Annotated in this window: 13 protein-coding genes; 2 read left to right on the plus strand and 11 right to left on the minus strand. The window is 53.7% G+C overall.

Features of this window, described 5'->3' with window-relative positions:
- The first annotated feature begins 228 nt into the window (after positions 1 to 228).
- Positions 229 to 1530: an MFS transporter gene (locus tag NG42_RS19850; protein WP_052902475.1), complete on the plus strand. Its 1302-nt coding sequence runs from the start codon at positions 229 to 231 to the stop codon at positions 1528 to 1530.
- On the opposite strand, the gene NG42_RS19855 is transcribed toward NG42_RS19850, so the two are convergent.
- The 5 genes from NG42_RS19855 to trxC form a co-directional block, all read right to left on the minus strand.
- A complete protein-coding gene (locus NG42_RS19855) occupies positions 1531 to 1851 on the minus strand; it encodes a YfiM family lipoprotein (RefSeq protein ID WP_052902477.1) in 321 nt (106 codons plus the stop codon).
- A 49-nt stretch (positions 1852 to 1900) separates the two neighbouring features.
- On the minus strand, positions 1901 to 3256 hold the full coding sequence (gene pssA, locus NG42_RS19860) for a CDP-diacylglycerol--serine O-phosphatidyltransferase (protein WP_052902479.1): 1356 nt from the start codon (positions 3254 to 3256) through the stop codon (positions 1901 to 1903).
- Positions 3257 to 3373: 117 nt separating this feature from the next.
- Positions 3374 to 6031 (minus strand): bifunctional acetate--CoA ligase family protein/GNAT family N-acetyltransferase, encoded by a 2658-nt coding sequence (locus NG42_RS19865; RefSeq protein ID WP_052902481.1) that lies wholly within the window; start codon positions 6029 to 6031, stop codon positions 3374 to 3376.
- A 33-nt stretch (positions 6032 to 6064) separates the two neighbouring features.
- Positions 6065 to 6766 (minus strand): tRNA-uridine aminocarboxypropyltransferase, encoded by a 702-nt coding sequence (locus NG42_RS19870; protein ID WP_052902483.1) that lies wholly within the window; start codon positions 6764 to 6766, stop codon positions 6065 to 6067.
- A gap of 88 nt (positions 6767 to 6854) precedes the next feature.
- Entirely contained in the window at positions 6855 to 7274 is a 420-nt protein-coding gene (trxC, locus tag NG42_RS19875; protein WP_052902485.1) for a thioredoxin TrxC, read from the minus strand.
- 207 nt (positions 7275 to 7481) lie between these two features.
- Between trxC and NG42_RS19880 the strand changes: the two genes are divergently transcribed.
- Positions 7482 to 8516 carry a tRNA/rRNA methyltransferase gene (locus NG42_RS19880; RefSeq protein WP_052902487.1) on the plus strand — a complete coding sequence of 345 codons (1035 nt, stop codon included), beginning with the start codon at positions 7482 to 7484 and terminating at the stop codon, positions 8514 to 8516.
- Positions 8517 to 8577: 61 nt separating this feature from the next.
- On the opposite strand, the gene emrB is transcribed toward NG42_RS19880, so the two are convergent.
- From emrB to proX, 6 genes are all read right to left on the minus strand, one after another.
- Complete coding sequence (gene emrB, locus NG42_RS19885) at positions 8578 to 10113, minus strand: multidrug efflux MFS transporter permease subunit EmrB (RefSeq protein WP_052902489.1); 1536 nt, start codon at positions 10111 to 10113, stop codon at positions 8578 to 8580.
- Positions 10114 to 10130: 17 nt separating this feature from the next.
- Positions 10131 to 11303: a multidrug efflux MFS transporter periplasmic adaptor subunit EmrA gene (emrA, locus tag NG42_RS19890; protein ID WP_052902491.1), complete on the minus strand. Its 1173-nt coding sequence runs from the start codon at positions 11301 to 11303 to the stop codon at positions 10131 to 10133.
- A 153-nt stretch (positions 11304 to 11456) separates the two neighbouring features.
- Complete coding sequence (gene mprA, locus NG42_RS19895) at positions 11457 to 11987, minus strand: transcriptional repressor MprA (RefSeq protein ID WP_052902493.1); 531 nt, start codon at positions 11985 to 11987, stop codon at positions 11457 to 11459.
- On the minus strand, positions 11962 to 12411 hold the full coding sequence (locus NG42_RS22770; protein ID WP_156322245.1) for a hypothetical protein: 450 nt from the start codon (positions 12409 to 12411) through the stop codon (positions 11962 to 11964). The genes mprA and NG42_RS22770 overlap by 26 nt, the downstream gene beginning before the upstream one ends.
- Positions 12412 to 12444: 33 nt before the next feature.
- Positions 12445 to 13629: an MFS transporter gene (locus NG42_RS19905; RefSeq protein ID WP_052902498.1), complete on the minus strand. Its 1185-nt coding sequence runs from the start codon at positions 13627 to 13629 to the stop codon at positions 12445 to 12447.
- Positions 13630 to 13800: 171 nt separating this feature from the next.
- A complete protein-coding gene (gene proX, locus NG42_RS19910) occupies positions 13801 to 14796 on the minus strand; it encodes a glycine betaine/L-proline ABC transporter substrate-binding protein ProX (RefSeq protein ID WP_052902500.1) in 996 nt (331 codons plus the stop codon).
- Positions 14797 to 14813 lie beyond the last annotated feature (17 nt).

A 14813-nucleotide genomic window follows, 5' to 3' on the forward strand; every position in this document is an offset into this window, starting at 1 on the left:
GGTCTCCCCATGCGAGAGTAGGGAACTGCCAGGCATCAAATTGCGATAACCCTCAGCGAGAGCTGAGGGTTTTTTGCGTTTAAATCCCCGCCAAATTCCTTCCCCTAACCCCTCTGACTTCACATAAACTCAGGTAAATATACAAAATATTTACTTAACAATCGTCGAAATGCTTTACTGAACACTTTGGCGCTGAGGATCAGCAAGGAAAATAAGAGGGCAGTAAATATGGCTGAGGTAATAACAGAGCAGGAAAAGCAGCCGGAAACGGCAGAGCAGACAAAAAAACGCATCTGGGCGATTGTTGGCGCTTCATCGGGGAATCTGGTCGAGTGGTTTGATTTCTATGTTTATTCATTCTGCTCACTCTATTTTGCGCATATATTCTTTCCGGCAGGAGATACCACCACTCAGTTAGTGCAAACCGCCGGAGTATTCGCCGCTGGCTTTCTGATGCGTCCCATTGGCGGCTGGTTATTTGGCTATATCGCCGATAAGCACGGGCGTAAAACCTCAATGCTGATCTCAGTTTGCATGATGTGCTTTGGCTCACTGGTGATTGCCTGCTTACCGGGTTATGCCACATTGGGGATTTGGGCACCAGTATTGCTGCTGCTGGCACGACTATTTCAGGGACTTTCAGTGGGTGGTGAGTATGGCACCAGTGCCACCTATATGAGTGAAGTCGCGGTTGAAGGGCGCAAAGGTTTCTACGCCTCATTCCAGTATGTCACGCTCATTGGTGGGCAGCTGATGGCACTGTTAACGGTGGTAATCCTGCAACAGGTTCTGTCTGACGAAGATCTTCGAAGCTGGGGCTGGCGTATTCCTTTTGCGATAGGTGCGGTGCTGGCGATTGTCGCGCTGTATCTGCGTCGTTCACTTAACGAAACCTCCGATCATAAAACACGTGCGCACAAGGATGCCGGTAGCTTACGTGGTCTGTGGAAGCATCGTCGTGCCTTTATTATGGTGCTGGGATTCACGGCTGGCGGTTCGTTAAGCTTTTATACCTTTACCACCTATATGCAGAAGTACCTGGTGAACACGTCGGGAATGGATGCGAAGACCGCCAGTGCATTGATGACGGCAGCGCTGTTTATCTTTATGTTAGTGCAACCATTGATTGGCGCTTTATCGGATAAGATCGGTCGCCGCAGTTCTATGCTGATCTTTGGTGGCTTTGCGGCGCTGCTGACGGTGCCGATCCTGACGGTACTGCAAAGTGTTAACAACACCTGGATCGCCTTTGCGCTGGTAATGATCGCGCTATTGATCACCAGTTTTTATACCTCGATCAGCGGTATTCTGAAGGCGGAGATGTTCCCACCGGAAGTGCGGGCACTGGGCGTGGGCTTATCCTATGCGGTGGCGAACGCCATTTTTGGTGGCTCAGCGGAATATGTCGCGCTGTCACTGAAAGCGGCGGGCAATGAAACCAGTTTCTTCTGGTATGTGTCGGCGATGGGCGCGGTGGCATTTGTGGTGTCGCTGATGCTGCATCGCAGAGGTAAAGGCATTAAGCTCTGATTATTGCCCGATATTCCATAATGCATAGCCGGTGGCAGCACCGGCTACATCCCAGGCAAAATCCTTCCAGCTCCAGCCGGTTCCTGTTGCACGGCTGTCATACAACTCTTTGGCGGCACCGAGACTGATGGCAAACATCAGGCCAAAGCTGTTGCTGCGCGTATCGCTCCAGTGCTGTTTCTGACCATACTCGTTGCCGGCGGCAGAGATCACCGCCGAGGCAATAAAGTGCTGAGCTTTATCTTTACCGGTCCACTCGTCCTGCGCCATATGGCTACAGCCGGTGCAGAAAATAACTGGCAGAAGCAGATATTTAACCATTGATAGCCCAATAAAAAGCCCCGTCACAGTGCGGGGCTTACAGCATTAATCAGAGTATACGGCTGATCAGCCGGTCAATACGGATGCGGCGTAAGCGTCGAATCAGCTTGCGCACTTTAACCGGGTATTCAGCGATACTGTCTAAATCACGGAAGTGTTTTACCACCGTGGTATGGGTTCGAATTAATGCCAGTTCGCGTTCGCGCTGTTCTGTCAGCTGTTGCAGCGGATCATGAATCAACACCGCATTTTCCAGATCCAGGCGCCATGCGCGCGGATTAAGGTTATTGCCGGTAATCAGCATCCATTCGTCATCTACCCACATGCCTTTCAGGTGATAGCTGTTTTCACCATCTTTCCACAGTCTGACGGTCAGCTGGCCACTGGTAACATAGTATTGCAGGCGACTCAGGAAACGCCGCAGATTGATTTCGTACAGATAAGGCAGCGCGCCGATAATCTTAAACGGCTGATCTTCCGGAATATAGAAGTCGTTGGCGGTCTTGTCACCAATGATAATTTCCACTTCTTTACCCTGGCGCAACAGATAAATGATGTTGCGCACCAGCAGGGCTGGCAGGTTGAAGTAAGGGGTGCAGAGCGTCAGTTTCTGCTCGGCGCACGGCATCAGATGGTAGATGGTTTTGTTCAGCAGACTGCGTTTGCCGAGGCCAACTAACGGAGTAACCGCCAGCTGTTCATTATTGGCATCGCCGGTAAAGTGATAATCAAAACCCCGCAGATCCTGGCGGAACTGACGGGTTTCATTTTTAATTTCCGGGCTTTTCGGGCGTTCGTGCTGATCGAGGCGATGAACCGCTTCTGCCGCTTTAAGATTATTGTCGATCCAGGCCAGCATGGTGTCGGTCAGTCGATCATTGCGGATGAGCTGGTAGCGGTCATAGCGATATTTGTCATGCTGATGCAGATAGACATCGTTGATGCTGGCACCGCTATAAAGCAGAGTATCATCAATGATAAACCCTTTCAGGTGCAGTACGCCGAGCGCCTCACGGGTATTGACCGGAATGCCATAGACCGGAATCGCAATCCCCGGATTCTGATCGGCCATCTCACAGTACCAGTCAGCATTGGTTGCCGCTGCTGCTGCGCCAATACGCCCGCGTTGTGCACGATGCCAGTCAACCAGCACACTGACCTCAAGCTCTGGTCGTGCGCGTTTCGCGGCATAGAGCGCCGACATAATGCTGCGCCCGGCATCGTCATTTTCCAGATAGAGCGCCACAATGCAGATGCGACGCGTTGCACCGGCAATTTTTTCCAGCAACGTTTTGCGGAAATCAGCCGGTGAAAACAGCGTTGTCACATCAGCAACTGACTGAGACAGTTTTGGCAGTTGTGCAAGGTGTTGTTGGTGTTTATTGCGCTTAAATTTGGACAACATCACAGTGCGCTTCTTCTCTATTCATTGAGTGGCCTTTTGCCATTAAATCATGGCTGTAACCAACAATATTACCATCAACTGTAGCGGAAGGCGTTAATTTTACTTTTCTCTACAAGGTCAGACAATTGTTGGCGCCAGTGGTAAAGCCAGGCTGACAATCCCGTCCTCCAGCTGAACATCAATGGAGAATCCCAGCTTGCGTGCCAGGGTAATCATGCCGCGATTACCTGGCATGGTAATACCATTCAGCTGTTGCAAGCCATGTTCACGGGTGTAGCCGATCATTTTTTCCAGCAGACGACGCCCTAATCCAAGACCTTTAAGATCGGAGCGTACCAGTACCGAAAACTCGGCATCAATATTGTCCGCATCAGAGATCGCCCGCGTGACACCGATGATCTCGCTCTCGCCCTGATACTGACGTACTGCGACGATCGCCATTTCACGATCGTAGTCGATCTGCGTCATATTGGCTAAGTCATCGTGAGTGAACTCGTTGATCTCGCTAAAGTAGCGATAGTAGAGATCCTCTTTAGTCACCTGAGCAATAAAGCGCTGTAGCAGCGGCTCATCTTCCGGCAGGATGGGACGAAACAGACAGCGCTGCCCATCTTTCAATTCGACCCACTCTTCCAGCGCATGCGGATAAGGACGAATGGTGAGGCGATCTTCGACATCACCGGCAAAAGGCGCCAGCTGCATCGTGACATCAAGCAGGGTGAATTCGTCACCGGCTGCCAGCAGCGGATGAATATCCAGTCGTTGGATATCAGGGCAATCGACAATCAGGTTGGATACCTGCACCAGTACCTGACTGACACCGGCGATATCCAGCGGACGCAACGCGCTGCGCCCGCGAATTTTGCCGCTATTAATCGCCTGGATCACCAGATAGCGTGCCAGCGTCATATTCAGCGGCGGTAGCGCGACCACCGCCTGACGGTCGGCATGCCACTCGATGCCGCCTTCGCCCAGCATAATAATCGGGCCAAACAGCGGATCCTGCTCGACCACAATGCGTAGCTCCTGCGCACCGGCGCGATTAGCCATGCTTTGCACCAACAGGCCATGGATGCGTGCCTGCGGCCAGGCCAGTTTCACACGATCAATAATCGCATCGGCGGCCTGCTGCACTTCACTGGCGGTGCGCAGATAGAGCATGACACCCTGAACTTCTGACTTATGCGGAATATCCGGTGAACGCAGCTTCAGCGCCACCGGATAGCCAATTTGCCCGGCGATATGCACCGCCTCCACACTGTCATTAGCGATCCAGGTCGGCAGGGTAGTCAGCCCATAGGCCTGGAGAATCGCCTGGACTTCATGGGTATCCAGCGTGGTTGGCCCGGCGTTTAGCGCCTGCTGAATCAGCTGATGCGCGTAAGCGGTATCCTGCTGCAAACTTGGCGGTAATGCTGGTGTTTCGCGCAGCTGCTTCTGGTTACGCCGGTATTCCACCATATGCATAAAGGCGGTGATGGTGCCTTCCGGGGTGCGATAGGTGGGAATGCCGGCATCGCTGAACGCCCGCCGCGCTTCCAGTGATGAGTACTCGCCGCACCAGTTAGTCAACAGAGTGACAGCATTGCCACGCGGATGCTGTTTGATGCCCTCAATCAGTCGCTGTGCCGTCACGGTGGCGGGGGCCACGGCGCTCGGGGCATGGACGATCATCAGCGCATCAAAATCATGACTGTCCAGCAGTAAGCTCAGCGCGTGCAGATAGTGCTCTGGCGTGGCATCGTCTTTTAAGTCGAGTGGATTACCCGGTGTGATGTCCGCCGGTAGCCCGGCAGCTAAAGCGGTGAGCGTGCTGTCGCTGAGATGAGCCAGTTTCCCCTTGCGCGCATCAAGTGCATCGAGCGCCAGCGCGGCCGGCGCGGCGCCGTTACTGACAATCATCAGGCGTTCGCCGCGCAGCGGGCGCATATGGCTCAGGGTTTCGACCGCAGAAAATAGCTCATGAGTATCCTGCACGCGCAATAATCCGGCGCGCTGGATCGCAGCATCCCAGGCAGCATCAAGTCCCGAATGGGTTTTCAACAACGCTTGCGCCTGCGCGCTGCGCCCACTTTTGATCACCAGAATCGGTTTATTACGTGAGGCGCTGCGGGCTGCTGAGACAAACCGGCGTGCATCGCTCAGATGTTCAAGATAGAGCAGAATGGCGCTGGTTTTACCGTCGCGGGCGAGAAAGTCGAGCAGGTCATCGGCATCGATATCCAGGCTGTCACCCAGCGCGATAAACCACGAGAAGCCCAGCTGGCGCTGTTGCGCCCAGTCGAGAATGGTGTTGGAGACCGCCGCCGACTGCGAAATAAATGCCAGCTTACCTTTCTCAATCGGTACCGGAGAGAAACTGGCATTCAGCCCCTGCCAGGGAGCCAGCAATCCAAGGCTGTTCGGCCCCAGTAAGCGGATTTGCCACTGACTGGCGCAGGCTTTCAGCTCGGCAAGCTGGCTTTCGGGGGCAGAGAGAATGATGCAGGCTTTACAACCGCGCTCTCCCAGTTGTTGTAATAAGCTCAGGTTACGGCTGGCGTTAGTACAGATCACCGCCAGATCGGGAGCCAGCGGCAGGCTGGCAATATCCGGCCAGGCGAGCACGCCGCATACCGCTTTATATTGAGGCGTAACCGGCAGAATCGGGCCGCTGAAATTGCCATCGAGCAGATTACGCATCATCAGATAACCCGCACGTTGCGGTTTGGTTGATGCGCCTATCACCGCAATCGATTTAGGACGTAACAGCGCTTCCAGCCCACGTTGGCTCATTTCCTGCTCCCGAAAACATTGAATAGCCTGATTCTAAACGCTTTCGGTTACTTCTGCCGTGAGATGGATTGGATGATGAGGTTTTCCCGCCAGATAACGTTGCCGGAACAGGCTGAAATGATTGGCCAGCGCCTGGGCTGCTGAGCTGTCACCGGCCTGCGCTAATAATTCGGCAGCGACTTCGGCGGTGCAATGCTGTCCGGCACCATGAGCTTCGCGCAGTGTGTAGTTAGACGGTGTGGTCAGCGTCAGCGACATCACCGGCAGGGCATCGAGCCACGGGCTTTTGCGAAACATCTTCCGCGCTTCGGTCCAGGTGCCATCCAGCATGATAAACAGCGGCGGCTTCCCGCTTAGCGGCGGCGTATTCAGTACCGGACGTCCGGCATCGGCATAGGATTCGGGAAATACCACCATCGGTTGTACGTGCGGATTCTGCACCGCGGCAAGCAGCGCCGGGTCTGGCTCGGTGCGCGACCAGCCAAAAGCCTGGGTGTCCGGCAGAATATCGGCTATCAACCGCCCGGTATTGCTGGGTTTCATTGGCTCAGTATCGAACATTACCAGACAAAAACGGCTGCGTGCGGGCTGAGGCGCGAGGGTGGCACACAAACAATTTTTTTGCGGCAGCAAACAGCGCTGACAGCGAATGATGCGATTTCCACGTGCAAGAAAAGGGCGGGTGGCGCGGGCGAGACGCTCAGCGCGTAAACGGAGGACGGCGTTTTCGTTCATAAGGCGGTATCTGAGGAAAACTCTATATTATCCGAAAATCCTCGACAAACGTAGGGCGGTATTTTCACCGCCCTTTTTGCTGCTTCAATCAAAGTGACTCATCCAGCCATGCAGAGAAGGGGGCTTTTGGCATTGCGCCGTTCAACATATCCACCATCTGACCCTGCTTAAACAGCATAATGGTCGGAATACTGCGGATACGGAAACGGGCACTCAGCTCGGGTTGCGCTTCCGTGTTAACCTTTATAAAGCGCACCTTACCGCTGCGCTCTGCCGCCACATCTTCATAAACTGGCGCGAAGTTAAGACAAGGGCCGCACCACGGTGCCCAGAAATCAACCACTACCGGCAGATCATCCTGCAGGTATTTATCAAAAGTCTCGGTTGTGGCGTTAATCACCTCACCGTCGAATAACTCGCTACCGCAACGACCGCATTTCGCCTTGTCACTGATACGATCTTCCGGAACGCGATTCGTTGCCTGGCATGATGCACAAACCGTATTCATTGTTCACCTCAAAAAGTCGGTTATTGGTGAGCGTTTACTTACCGCTCTGCACATTTATTTAGGCTAATTATCGATCGGGCTTGCCACATCAACAACGTGGAATCCTCAATGGGTATAATAGTTAATAGCTTTTGGTGGAAGTTAATAGCTTAGCGTGGTCACATCAGGTAATCTGCGCGCTTCGCGCTCAGCCAGGTGGAGGAAAAGATGAACGACGAATTTAAAGGTAAAAGCGGCAAAGTCAAAGTGATGTATGTCCGCGGTGATGACGAGAATGAAAAGCGTGGAAACAGTAATCCACGTACCGGTAAAGGTGGCCGTCCGGCCGCATCTCGTCAGGATGGCAATCGTCGTCCTTCCCGAAATGCTGAAGATAAGCCCCGCGGCGGGCGCGATAGCGGTCATAGTGACTCGCCATGGCGCACGGTTTCACGTGCTCCAGCAGATGATAGCAAGCCCGATCACGGTGGTATCAGCGGGAAAAGTTATATTGATCCAGAGCAGCTGCGTCGTCAGCGCATGGAAGAAACCCGCGTGTATGGCGAAAATGCCTGTCAGGCGCTGTTTCAAAGCCGTCCTGAATGCATCGTGCGTGCATGGTTTGTTCAGGAAGTTACACCACGTTTCCGTGAAGCGTTGCGCTGGATGGCGGCCAACCGCAAAGCCTACCATGTGGTAGATGAAGCGGAACTGGCAAAAGCATCCGGTACTGAGCATCACGGCGGCGTTTGCTTCCTGATTAAGAAGCGCTCCGGCATGCCGGTGAGCCAGTGGTTATCGACTGCGGGCGAAAAAGATTGCGTGCTGGCGCTGGAAGATATCGGCAACCCGCACAACCTCGGTGGCATTATGCGTAGCTGTGCCCACTTTGGTGCCAAAGGTTTGCTGGTGGACGATGCTTCACTGCTGGAATCCGGTGCGGCTGTTCGTACCGCCGAAGGTGGCGCGGAGCATGTGCAGGCGATTAGCGGCGAAAGCTTTGTTGCTGGTCTGGATGCATTCCGTAAAGCGGGTTACACCATTGTCACCACTTCCAGCCATAAAGGCACGCCGCTGGCGAAAGCACAGCTGCCGGCTAAAGTGGTACTGGTGCTGGGACAGGAACGTGATGGTCTGTCAGACAGCGCATGGCAGCAGGGTGACCTGAGCGTGTCGATTGGCGGTACCGGCAAGGTGGAAAGCCTGAACGTTTCCGTTGCGACCGGTGTGCTGTTGGCAGAATGGTGGCGTCAGAATAGTTAATTGACTATTTTGCTGCCACAATAAAAAACGGGCTTTCGCCCGTTTTTTTTATCCCTGAAAATCAGTGCGCGCCACCGCCTCCGCTGCCGGAACCAAACGGCGGACGGGCAAACCATACCAGCACCAGCAGAATCACAAACACCCCCGCTGAAGCCCAGAAGATCTCATTAGCCGAAATAATCAGCCCCTGATTGGTAATCTGCTGCGCAATATATGCGGAAGCCTGCTGCTGCGTCATGCCGAGCTGTTCCAGTTGCCGGTAGGTTTCCTGCGAGTTGAGATTAAACGGCGTAATCGACTCGGTCAGATAGCTGTGGTGCATCGACTCACGGTTAGTCCACAGGGTGGTGGTGATCGAGGTACCAATGGAACCGGCAAGGGTTCGGGTAAAGTTCGACAAACTGGATGCTGCCGCCAGCCGCTCAGGCGGTAAGCCCGAAAGGGTGATGGTGGTCAGTGGCATAAAGAAGCAGGCCACGGCAAAGCCCTGAATAAACTGCGGCCACGCGGACGCGGCGAAATCCATACCTGGCTCGAAGGTGTAAGCACGCCAGTAGAAGCAGACGGCATACATAATAAAGCTAAAGGTGACCAGCCGTCGCATATCCAGCTTATGGGCAAAACGACCAATTATCGGCGACAGGATCACCGGGATAATCCCTACTGGTGCCGATGCCAGACCCGCCCAGGTCGCGGTATAACCGTAGACCTCCTGCAATAGCTGCGGCAATAGCACTATCGAGCCAAAGTAGAGCATATAGGCAAGGCTGATCGACAAGCAGCCGATAGTAAAGTTACGCGACTTAAACAGCGACAGGTCGACTATCGGGTTGTCGTCGGTTAACTCCCACACCAGCAATGCCAGTAGCGATATTACCGCCACCACCGTCAGGATGATTATCTCGGTCGAGTTAAACCAGTCCAGCTCTTTACCCTGATCGAGCATCACCTGCAGGCAGCCGACCCCCAGCACCAGCAGCACCAGACCGACAGTATCAATCGGCCTGATTTCGGTTTTGGTTTCGCGGCTCCGCAGCGTTTGCAGTGCCAGCATCACCACCACCGCACCAATTGGCACGTTGATAAAGAAGATCCAACCCCAGTGATAGTTATCGCTAATCCAGCCGCCAAGTATCGGGCCGCAGATTGGCGCGACAATCACCGTCATCGCCCAAAGTGACAGGGCGATACTGCGTTTGGCGGGCGGATAGTTGCTCAGCAACAGGCTCTGAGACAGCGGAATCAGTGGGCCGGCAACAATACCCTGAAGCACGCGGAAAAAGATCAGCATGCCCAGGCTGTCAGCCATACCGCATAACCACGAGGCTACCGCAAACGCGGCGGTAGACCACAGGAACAGTTTGACCTCACCGACCCGTTTCGCCAGCCAGCCGGTAATCGGAATCGAGATAGCATTGGCGACGCCAAACGAGGTGATAACCCAGGTGCCCTGAGAGTTAGAGGCACCGAGGTTACCGGCAATCGTCGGGATTGCCACGTTAGCGATGGTGGAGTCCAGAACCTGCATAAACGTCGCCAGTGATAAGGCGATGGTCATCAGGACCAGCTGGGCTCCCTCAAGCGGTTTTTGTGCCATAACAGCCTCCCGCTTTCTTAGCCCGCATTGGCGCGAATAATATCGGCAATCATCTGGTTAGCTGGCGCTAAATCCAGTGCCAGCGCATTACTTTCATAAGCCGGCGTCTGACGCACGCTATTCGCCAGCACCATACCGTCGGTATTCTGGGTATCCACTTTCACCAGCGTGGAGAGGCCAATCCGCAGCGGATGTTTCTCAACCTGTCCGGCATCAAGTTCGATACGCACTGGCAGACGCTGGACGACTTTAATCCAGTTACCGGTGGCATTTTGTGCCGGTAGCAGTGAGAAGGCGCTGCCGGTACCCATATCCAGGCCGACAACTTTACCGTGATACACCACGTCATCACCGTAGATATCGCTGACCACCGTTGCCGGTTGGCCGATGCGCACATTGGCGAGCTGCGTCTCTTTAAAGTTGGCGTCGACCCACAGGTTTTTCGCCGGGACGACCGCTAATAAAGGAGTAGAAGAAGTGATCTGTGAGCCGACCTGCACACTGCGACGCGAGACAAAACCGTCCATTGGACTGACGATTTCGGTACGCTGCAACGCCAGCCATGCATCACGCAGTTCTGCCGCGCTTTGTTTCACTGCCGGCTGGTTTTCCAGCGAGGTATTCATGATCATCGCCTGGTTGGCATTGTACTGCTGAACCGCGACGTCAAGCTGGGCTTTGGCGGTGGCCACTGCATCACGCGAGTGTTGCAGCTCTTCACGGCCAATTAAGTTAGCACTTCCTAACGGTTCACGACGCTTCAGGTCTGCTTCAGCCTGCGCCAGTGCAGTTTTTTGCAGTTCAATCGTCGCCTGATACTGTTTACCGTTGATCATCAGCTGATGAGTCTGACGGACGCTGGTGGCCAGTGCGGTCTGCGCTTTTTCAAACGCTTGCTCAGCATCGGTTTTATCCAGCGTAATCAGCACATCGCCTTTTTTCACATAGTCGGTATCATCGAACCACACTTTATTGACGCTGCCTGAAACCTGCGCCATCACCTGCACCTGATTACCGGCAACATAGGCGTCGTCGGTTTCCTGATAATGACGTAAAACCAAAAACCAGTAAGTCAGATATGCAATACCAATCACGATAAACACGACAGCCAGAAAAATCAGCGCTGTTTTACGCTTTTTCTTTTTATTAGCTGGCTGCTGCGGTTGTTGCAGCTCCGCATTTGCACTCATGGTGTTCTCCACGTTGTTCACGTATTACGGGCTCACGCACGTCCCTGCACGCAAGGTCCCGAGCCTAAAATGCCAGCGGGATTAGCGCTGGCATGGATAAATGGGGGGTTAAAATAGCGGTTTACTGGCGTGATTGTGTCGCAGATATTGCTATTATCGGGAAAGCGAGGCGATAACTTGTTCTTCGTCCATTTGATCCAGACGGTTCAGCAACTTACGGGTGATTCCTTCCAGCTGGCTCTTTTCTGAAGTGCTCAGTGAAGACCACAGATGTTGCAGGCTCTGATGCTGTGGCGGCAGCAGCTGAAGCAGGAACTCTTTACCCTTTTCGGTAAGATGCAGGTACAGGCAGCGGCGGTCGTTGTCGCTTTCACGGCGCTCAATCCAGCCGCGTTTTTCCAGTTCGTCGGCAATACGTGTGGCGTTGGTGCGTGATGAACCGAGCGCAGAGCTCAGCTCAGACGGCTGAATGCTGTGGTTTTCCTGCGCATCGAGCGTAATCAACGCCATAAACAGCGTCTCGTTAATCCCTTGAGCTTTCAGCATTTTATTGCGGTTATCCAGCAATTTGCTTTGCATATGCATGCACAGGCGCGTCAGCATAATTTCCTGCAAAGGAAAATCTTTCTGGCGATTAGCGCGAAAATTTAGCATCTGTTCAATGGGAGTAAACGAACTTTCCATCTTGGGGGAACCTCACTAGTTGCAACTGGTATAGTAACGATGGTGATTTAATAAGTGTATACACTTTGAGAGTGGTAACCGTTTTCAGGTTCACATAATCATCATCAACAATTTCCAGGTCATTCCATAACCCAGGGCGTACAACAGCATGACAAATCCAGTGCTGTTGGGCAGAAAATTGGCCGCATTCGACTTTGCCGCGAAAGTACAGAGATTGACGACAGGTCGGGGCGGCAGGAACAGAATGGCGGGAGATGTGACTGTCAGCATGCGGCAACGCATCGCAACCTGCCAGTAGCGTGTCGGACACGCCACCAGAGATCATTGCTTTCCGATTGCTTAATAATTGCATGCGTAAAAATAACCAGCCTGAATAAGTAACGTTAAACAATACCAGAGAGGGGAAGGGCTTAATACCCCGCATTAGCTGAAAATTCCTCAATTTACTATATGCAGGCTAATTACTGTCATCTTCGTGACGGTAACCGCTCCACCAACTGAGCAGATTCAGCAGCGTCAGTACCACGCCGGCTGCACAGACACCGTACCAGCCCGCGTGCTGGAAGGCGCTGGCAGAGACCAGTGAACCGACGGCACCGCCGATAAAGTAGCTGGTCATATAGCCGGAAGTCAGGCGATTACGTGCTTCCGGCATCCGGCGGTAAATAACACTCTGATTGGTAATGTGCACGCCCTGTACCGCCAGGTCGAGCAGAATAATCCCAACTATCAGCGCCAGAAGTGAGTGAGCACCAACTGCGGTGATTCCCCAGGACGCCAGCATGATCAGTAAACCCAATGTGGTGGTGATGCGGGCTTTGCCCTTATCGGCCAGGCTGCCCGCCTGACGTGCAGCTAACGCACCGGCCGCGCCGACCAGACCCAGCAGGCCAATCATGCCTTCCGAGTAATTGTAGGGCGGCGAGGCCAGCAAAAATGCCATTGAGGTCCACAGCACGCTAAAGTTGGCAAATGACAGACATCCGACCATTGCACGGGTGCGCAGCACGCGGTTACCGCCATACAGTTGGAAAATCGAACGTAGCAGCTGCGGATAGTTAAGCGGAACCGACTGACGGTAGCGCGGTAACCCGCGCCACAACGCCAGCGCCATCAGTACCATCAGGATGCTGGCGACCCAGTAGACGGTGCGCCAGCCGCCGAGTTGCGCTAAGCCACCGGCAACGGTACGTGCCAACAGGATGCCCAGCAGCAGGCCACTCATCACGGTGCCAATCACTTTGCCGCGTTTTTCCGGCGCGGCCAGCGTGGCCGCCAGCGGCACCAGAATTTGCGCCACCACCGAAAACAGCCCGGTTAATACCGTACCCAGCAGCATCATAGCCAGGGAAGATGACAGCGCGGTGATCACCATTCCCCCTGCGGCCAGCAGGCTCATCACCACAATCAGACCGCGCCGTTCCAGCATATCGCCAAGCGGAACCAGCAGCAGTAAGCCCGCGGCATAGCCGAGCTGAGCGGTGGTGACAATAAATCCGGCCTGATTGACCGATAAATCAAAATTGCGGGCGATAGTTTCCAGCAGGGGCTGAACATAGTAGTTACAGGCAACGGAAAGACCGGTCGCCACGGACATCAAAGCGACAAGCGCCGGGCTAAGCCCCTGTGGTGCGGATTTCATAAGCAGTTAACAACATTGATAAGTGGAATAAGCTAATAGTAACCTAAAAAACTATTTCATTGTTGTGATGATTAACAGGACAAACCAGTAAAACGCAAAAAGCAGCCCGCAGGCTGCTTTGGAATTTCATCGCAGGAGCAGCTTTTCGCCGCCCCTGATGAGAGTGAATAATTACTTCGCTGCTGCGGCGGCGTCAGCGACCCACTTATCAAACTGCGCCTGGTGGGCTTTAATCCAGCCATCAACATGGCGGTTGATATCGCTCTCTGAGGCTTCACCGGCATGCATGCGCGCATTCTGCGCATTGATATCAGCGATAGGCAGCTTCATTTCAGCAAACAGTTTGGCGGCTGCGGGGTTTTTCTCTGCCCACTGTTTATTAGCAACGATATGCATGGTATTAACCGGGAAGCCATAGTTGGCACCGTTAGGCAGTTTGGTATCAACATCTTTCTGCTCCCCTGGCAGGGAAGAGAACGGCACCTGCAACCAGACCACATCTTTACCCGGAACCAGCACGTCACTCAGCCAGTAAGGCGTCCAGGTGTAATAGATAACCGGTTTACCCTGCTTAAAGCGCGCCATGACATCCGCGATCATCGCAGAATAGTTACCCATATTGGCTTCGACTGTCTGGGTGAGACCGAAGGCCGGCATCTGATGATTAATCACCGTTTCACAGCCCCAGCCCGGTGAACAACCGGTCAGGTCGGCTTTGCCATCCCCATTGGTATCAAACAGTTTGGCAATTTTTGGATCTTTCAGCTGATCGATACGCGTGATGTGATACTTCTCAGCGGTTTTTTTGTCGATCAGATAACCCTGAGCCGCGCCTTCAACGTAATTACCCTCGCGATAAAACTTTTTGTCACCGCCCGCCGCTTTATACATATCGTCATGCAGCGGCTGCCAGTTGACGGCAGTAAAAGTGGCATCGCCAGAGGCAATGGAGGTGTAGCCAACGTTGTAATCCACCTCGCTGGTGCTGTCCACGGTGTAACCCAGTTTTTCCAGCGCGCGGCTGACCAGCAGCGTCTGAAAACTCTCTTCGGTAATGGTGCTCTGTACCGGTTTCACCGTAATGCCTTTACCCGGCAGGTCTGCTGCGGAAACCTGTGTCGCGGCCAGAGTGGTTAAGGCGGCTGCCAACATTGCTGTCTTGCGCATAGTGATTCCTTATTAGT

The sequence above is a fragment of the Winslowiella iniecta genome (assembly GCF_001267535.1).
Taxonomy (GTDB): Bacteria; Pseudomonadota; Gammaproteobacteria; order Enterobacterales; family Enterobacteriaceae; genus Erwinia; species Erwinia iniecta.

Excerpts from the sequence above, each read along its gene's own strand:
- NG42_RS22770 (WP_156322245.1), bottom strand. The coding sequence starts at position 12,411 with ATGCGGGGTATTAAGCCCTTCCCCTCTCTGGTATTGTTTAACGTTACT.
- NG42_RS19870 (WP_052902483.1), bottom strand. The coding sequence starts at position 6,766 with ATGAACGAAAACGCCGTCCTCCGTTTACGCGCTGAGCGTCTCGCCCGC.
- emrA (WP_052902491.1), bottom strand. The coding sequence starts at position 11,303 with ATGAGTGCAAATGCGGAGCTGCAACAACCGCAGCAGCCAGCTAATAAA.
- emrB (WP_052902489.1), bottom strand. The coding sequence starts at position 10,113 with ATGGCACAAAAACCGCTTGAGGGAGCCCAGCTGGTCCTGATGACCATC.
- pssA (WP_052902479.1), bottom strand. The coding sequence starts at position 3,256 with ATGTTGTCCAAATTTAAGCGCAATAAACACCAACAACACCTTGCACAA.
- mprA (WP_052902493.1), bottom strand. The coding sequence starts at position 11,987 with ATGGAAAGTTCGTTTACTCCCATTGAACAGATGCTAAATTTTCGCGCT.
- NG42_RS19880 (WP_052902487.1), top strand. The coding sequence starts at position 7,482 with ATGAACGACGAATTTAAAGGTAAAAGCGGCAAAGTCAAAGTGATGTAT.
- trxC (WP_052902485.1), bottom strand. The coding sequence starts at position 7,274 with ATGAATACGGTTTGTGCATCATGCCAGGCAACGAATCGCGTTCCGGAA.
- NG42_RS19855 (WP_052902477.1), bottom strand. The coding sequence starts at position 1,851 with ATGGTTAAATATCTGCTTCTGCCAGTTATTTTCTGCACCGGCTGTAGC.
- NG42_RS19850 (WP_052902475.1), top strand. The coding sequence starts at position 229 with ATGGCTGAGGTAATAACAGAGCAGGAAAAGCAGCCGGAAACGGCAGAG.
- NG42_RS19865 (WP_052902481.1), bottom strand. The coding sequence starts at position 6,031 with ATGAGCCAACGTGGGCTGGAAGCGCTGTTACGTCCTAAATCGATTGCG.
- NG42_RS19905 (WP_052902498.1), bottom strand. The coding sequence starts at position 13,629 with ATGAAATCCGCACCACAGGGGCTTAGCCCGGCGCTTGTCGCTTTGATG.
- proX (WP_052902500.1), bottom strand. The coding sequence starts at position 14,796 with ATGCGCAAGACAGCAATGTTGGCAGCCGCCTTAACCACTCTGGCCGCG.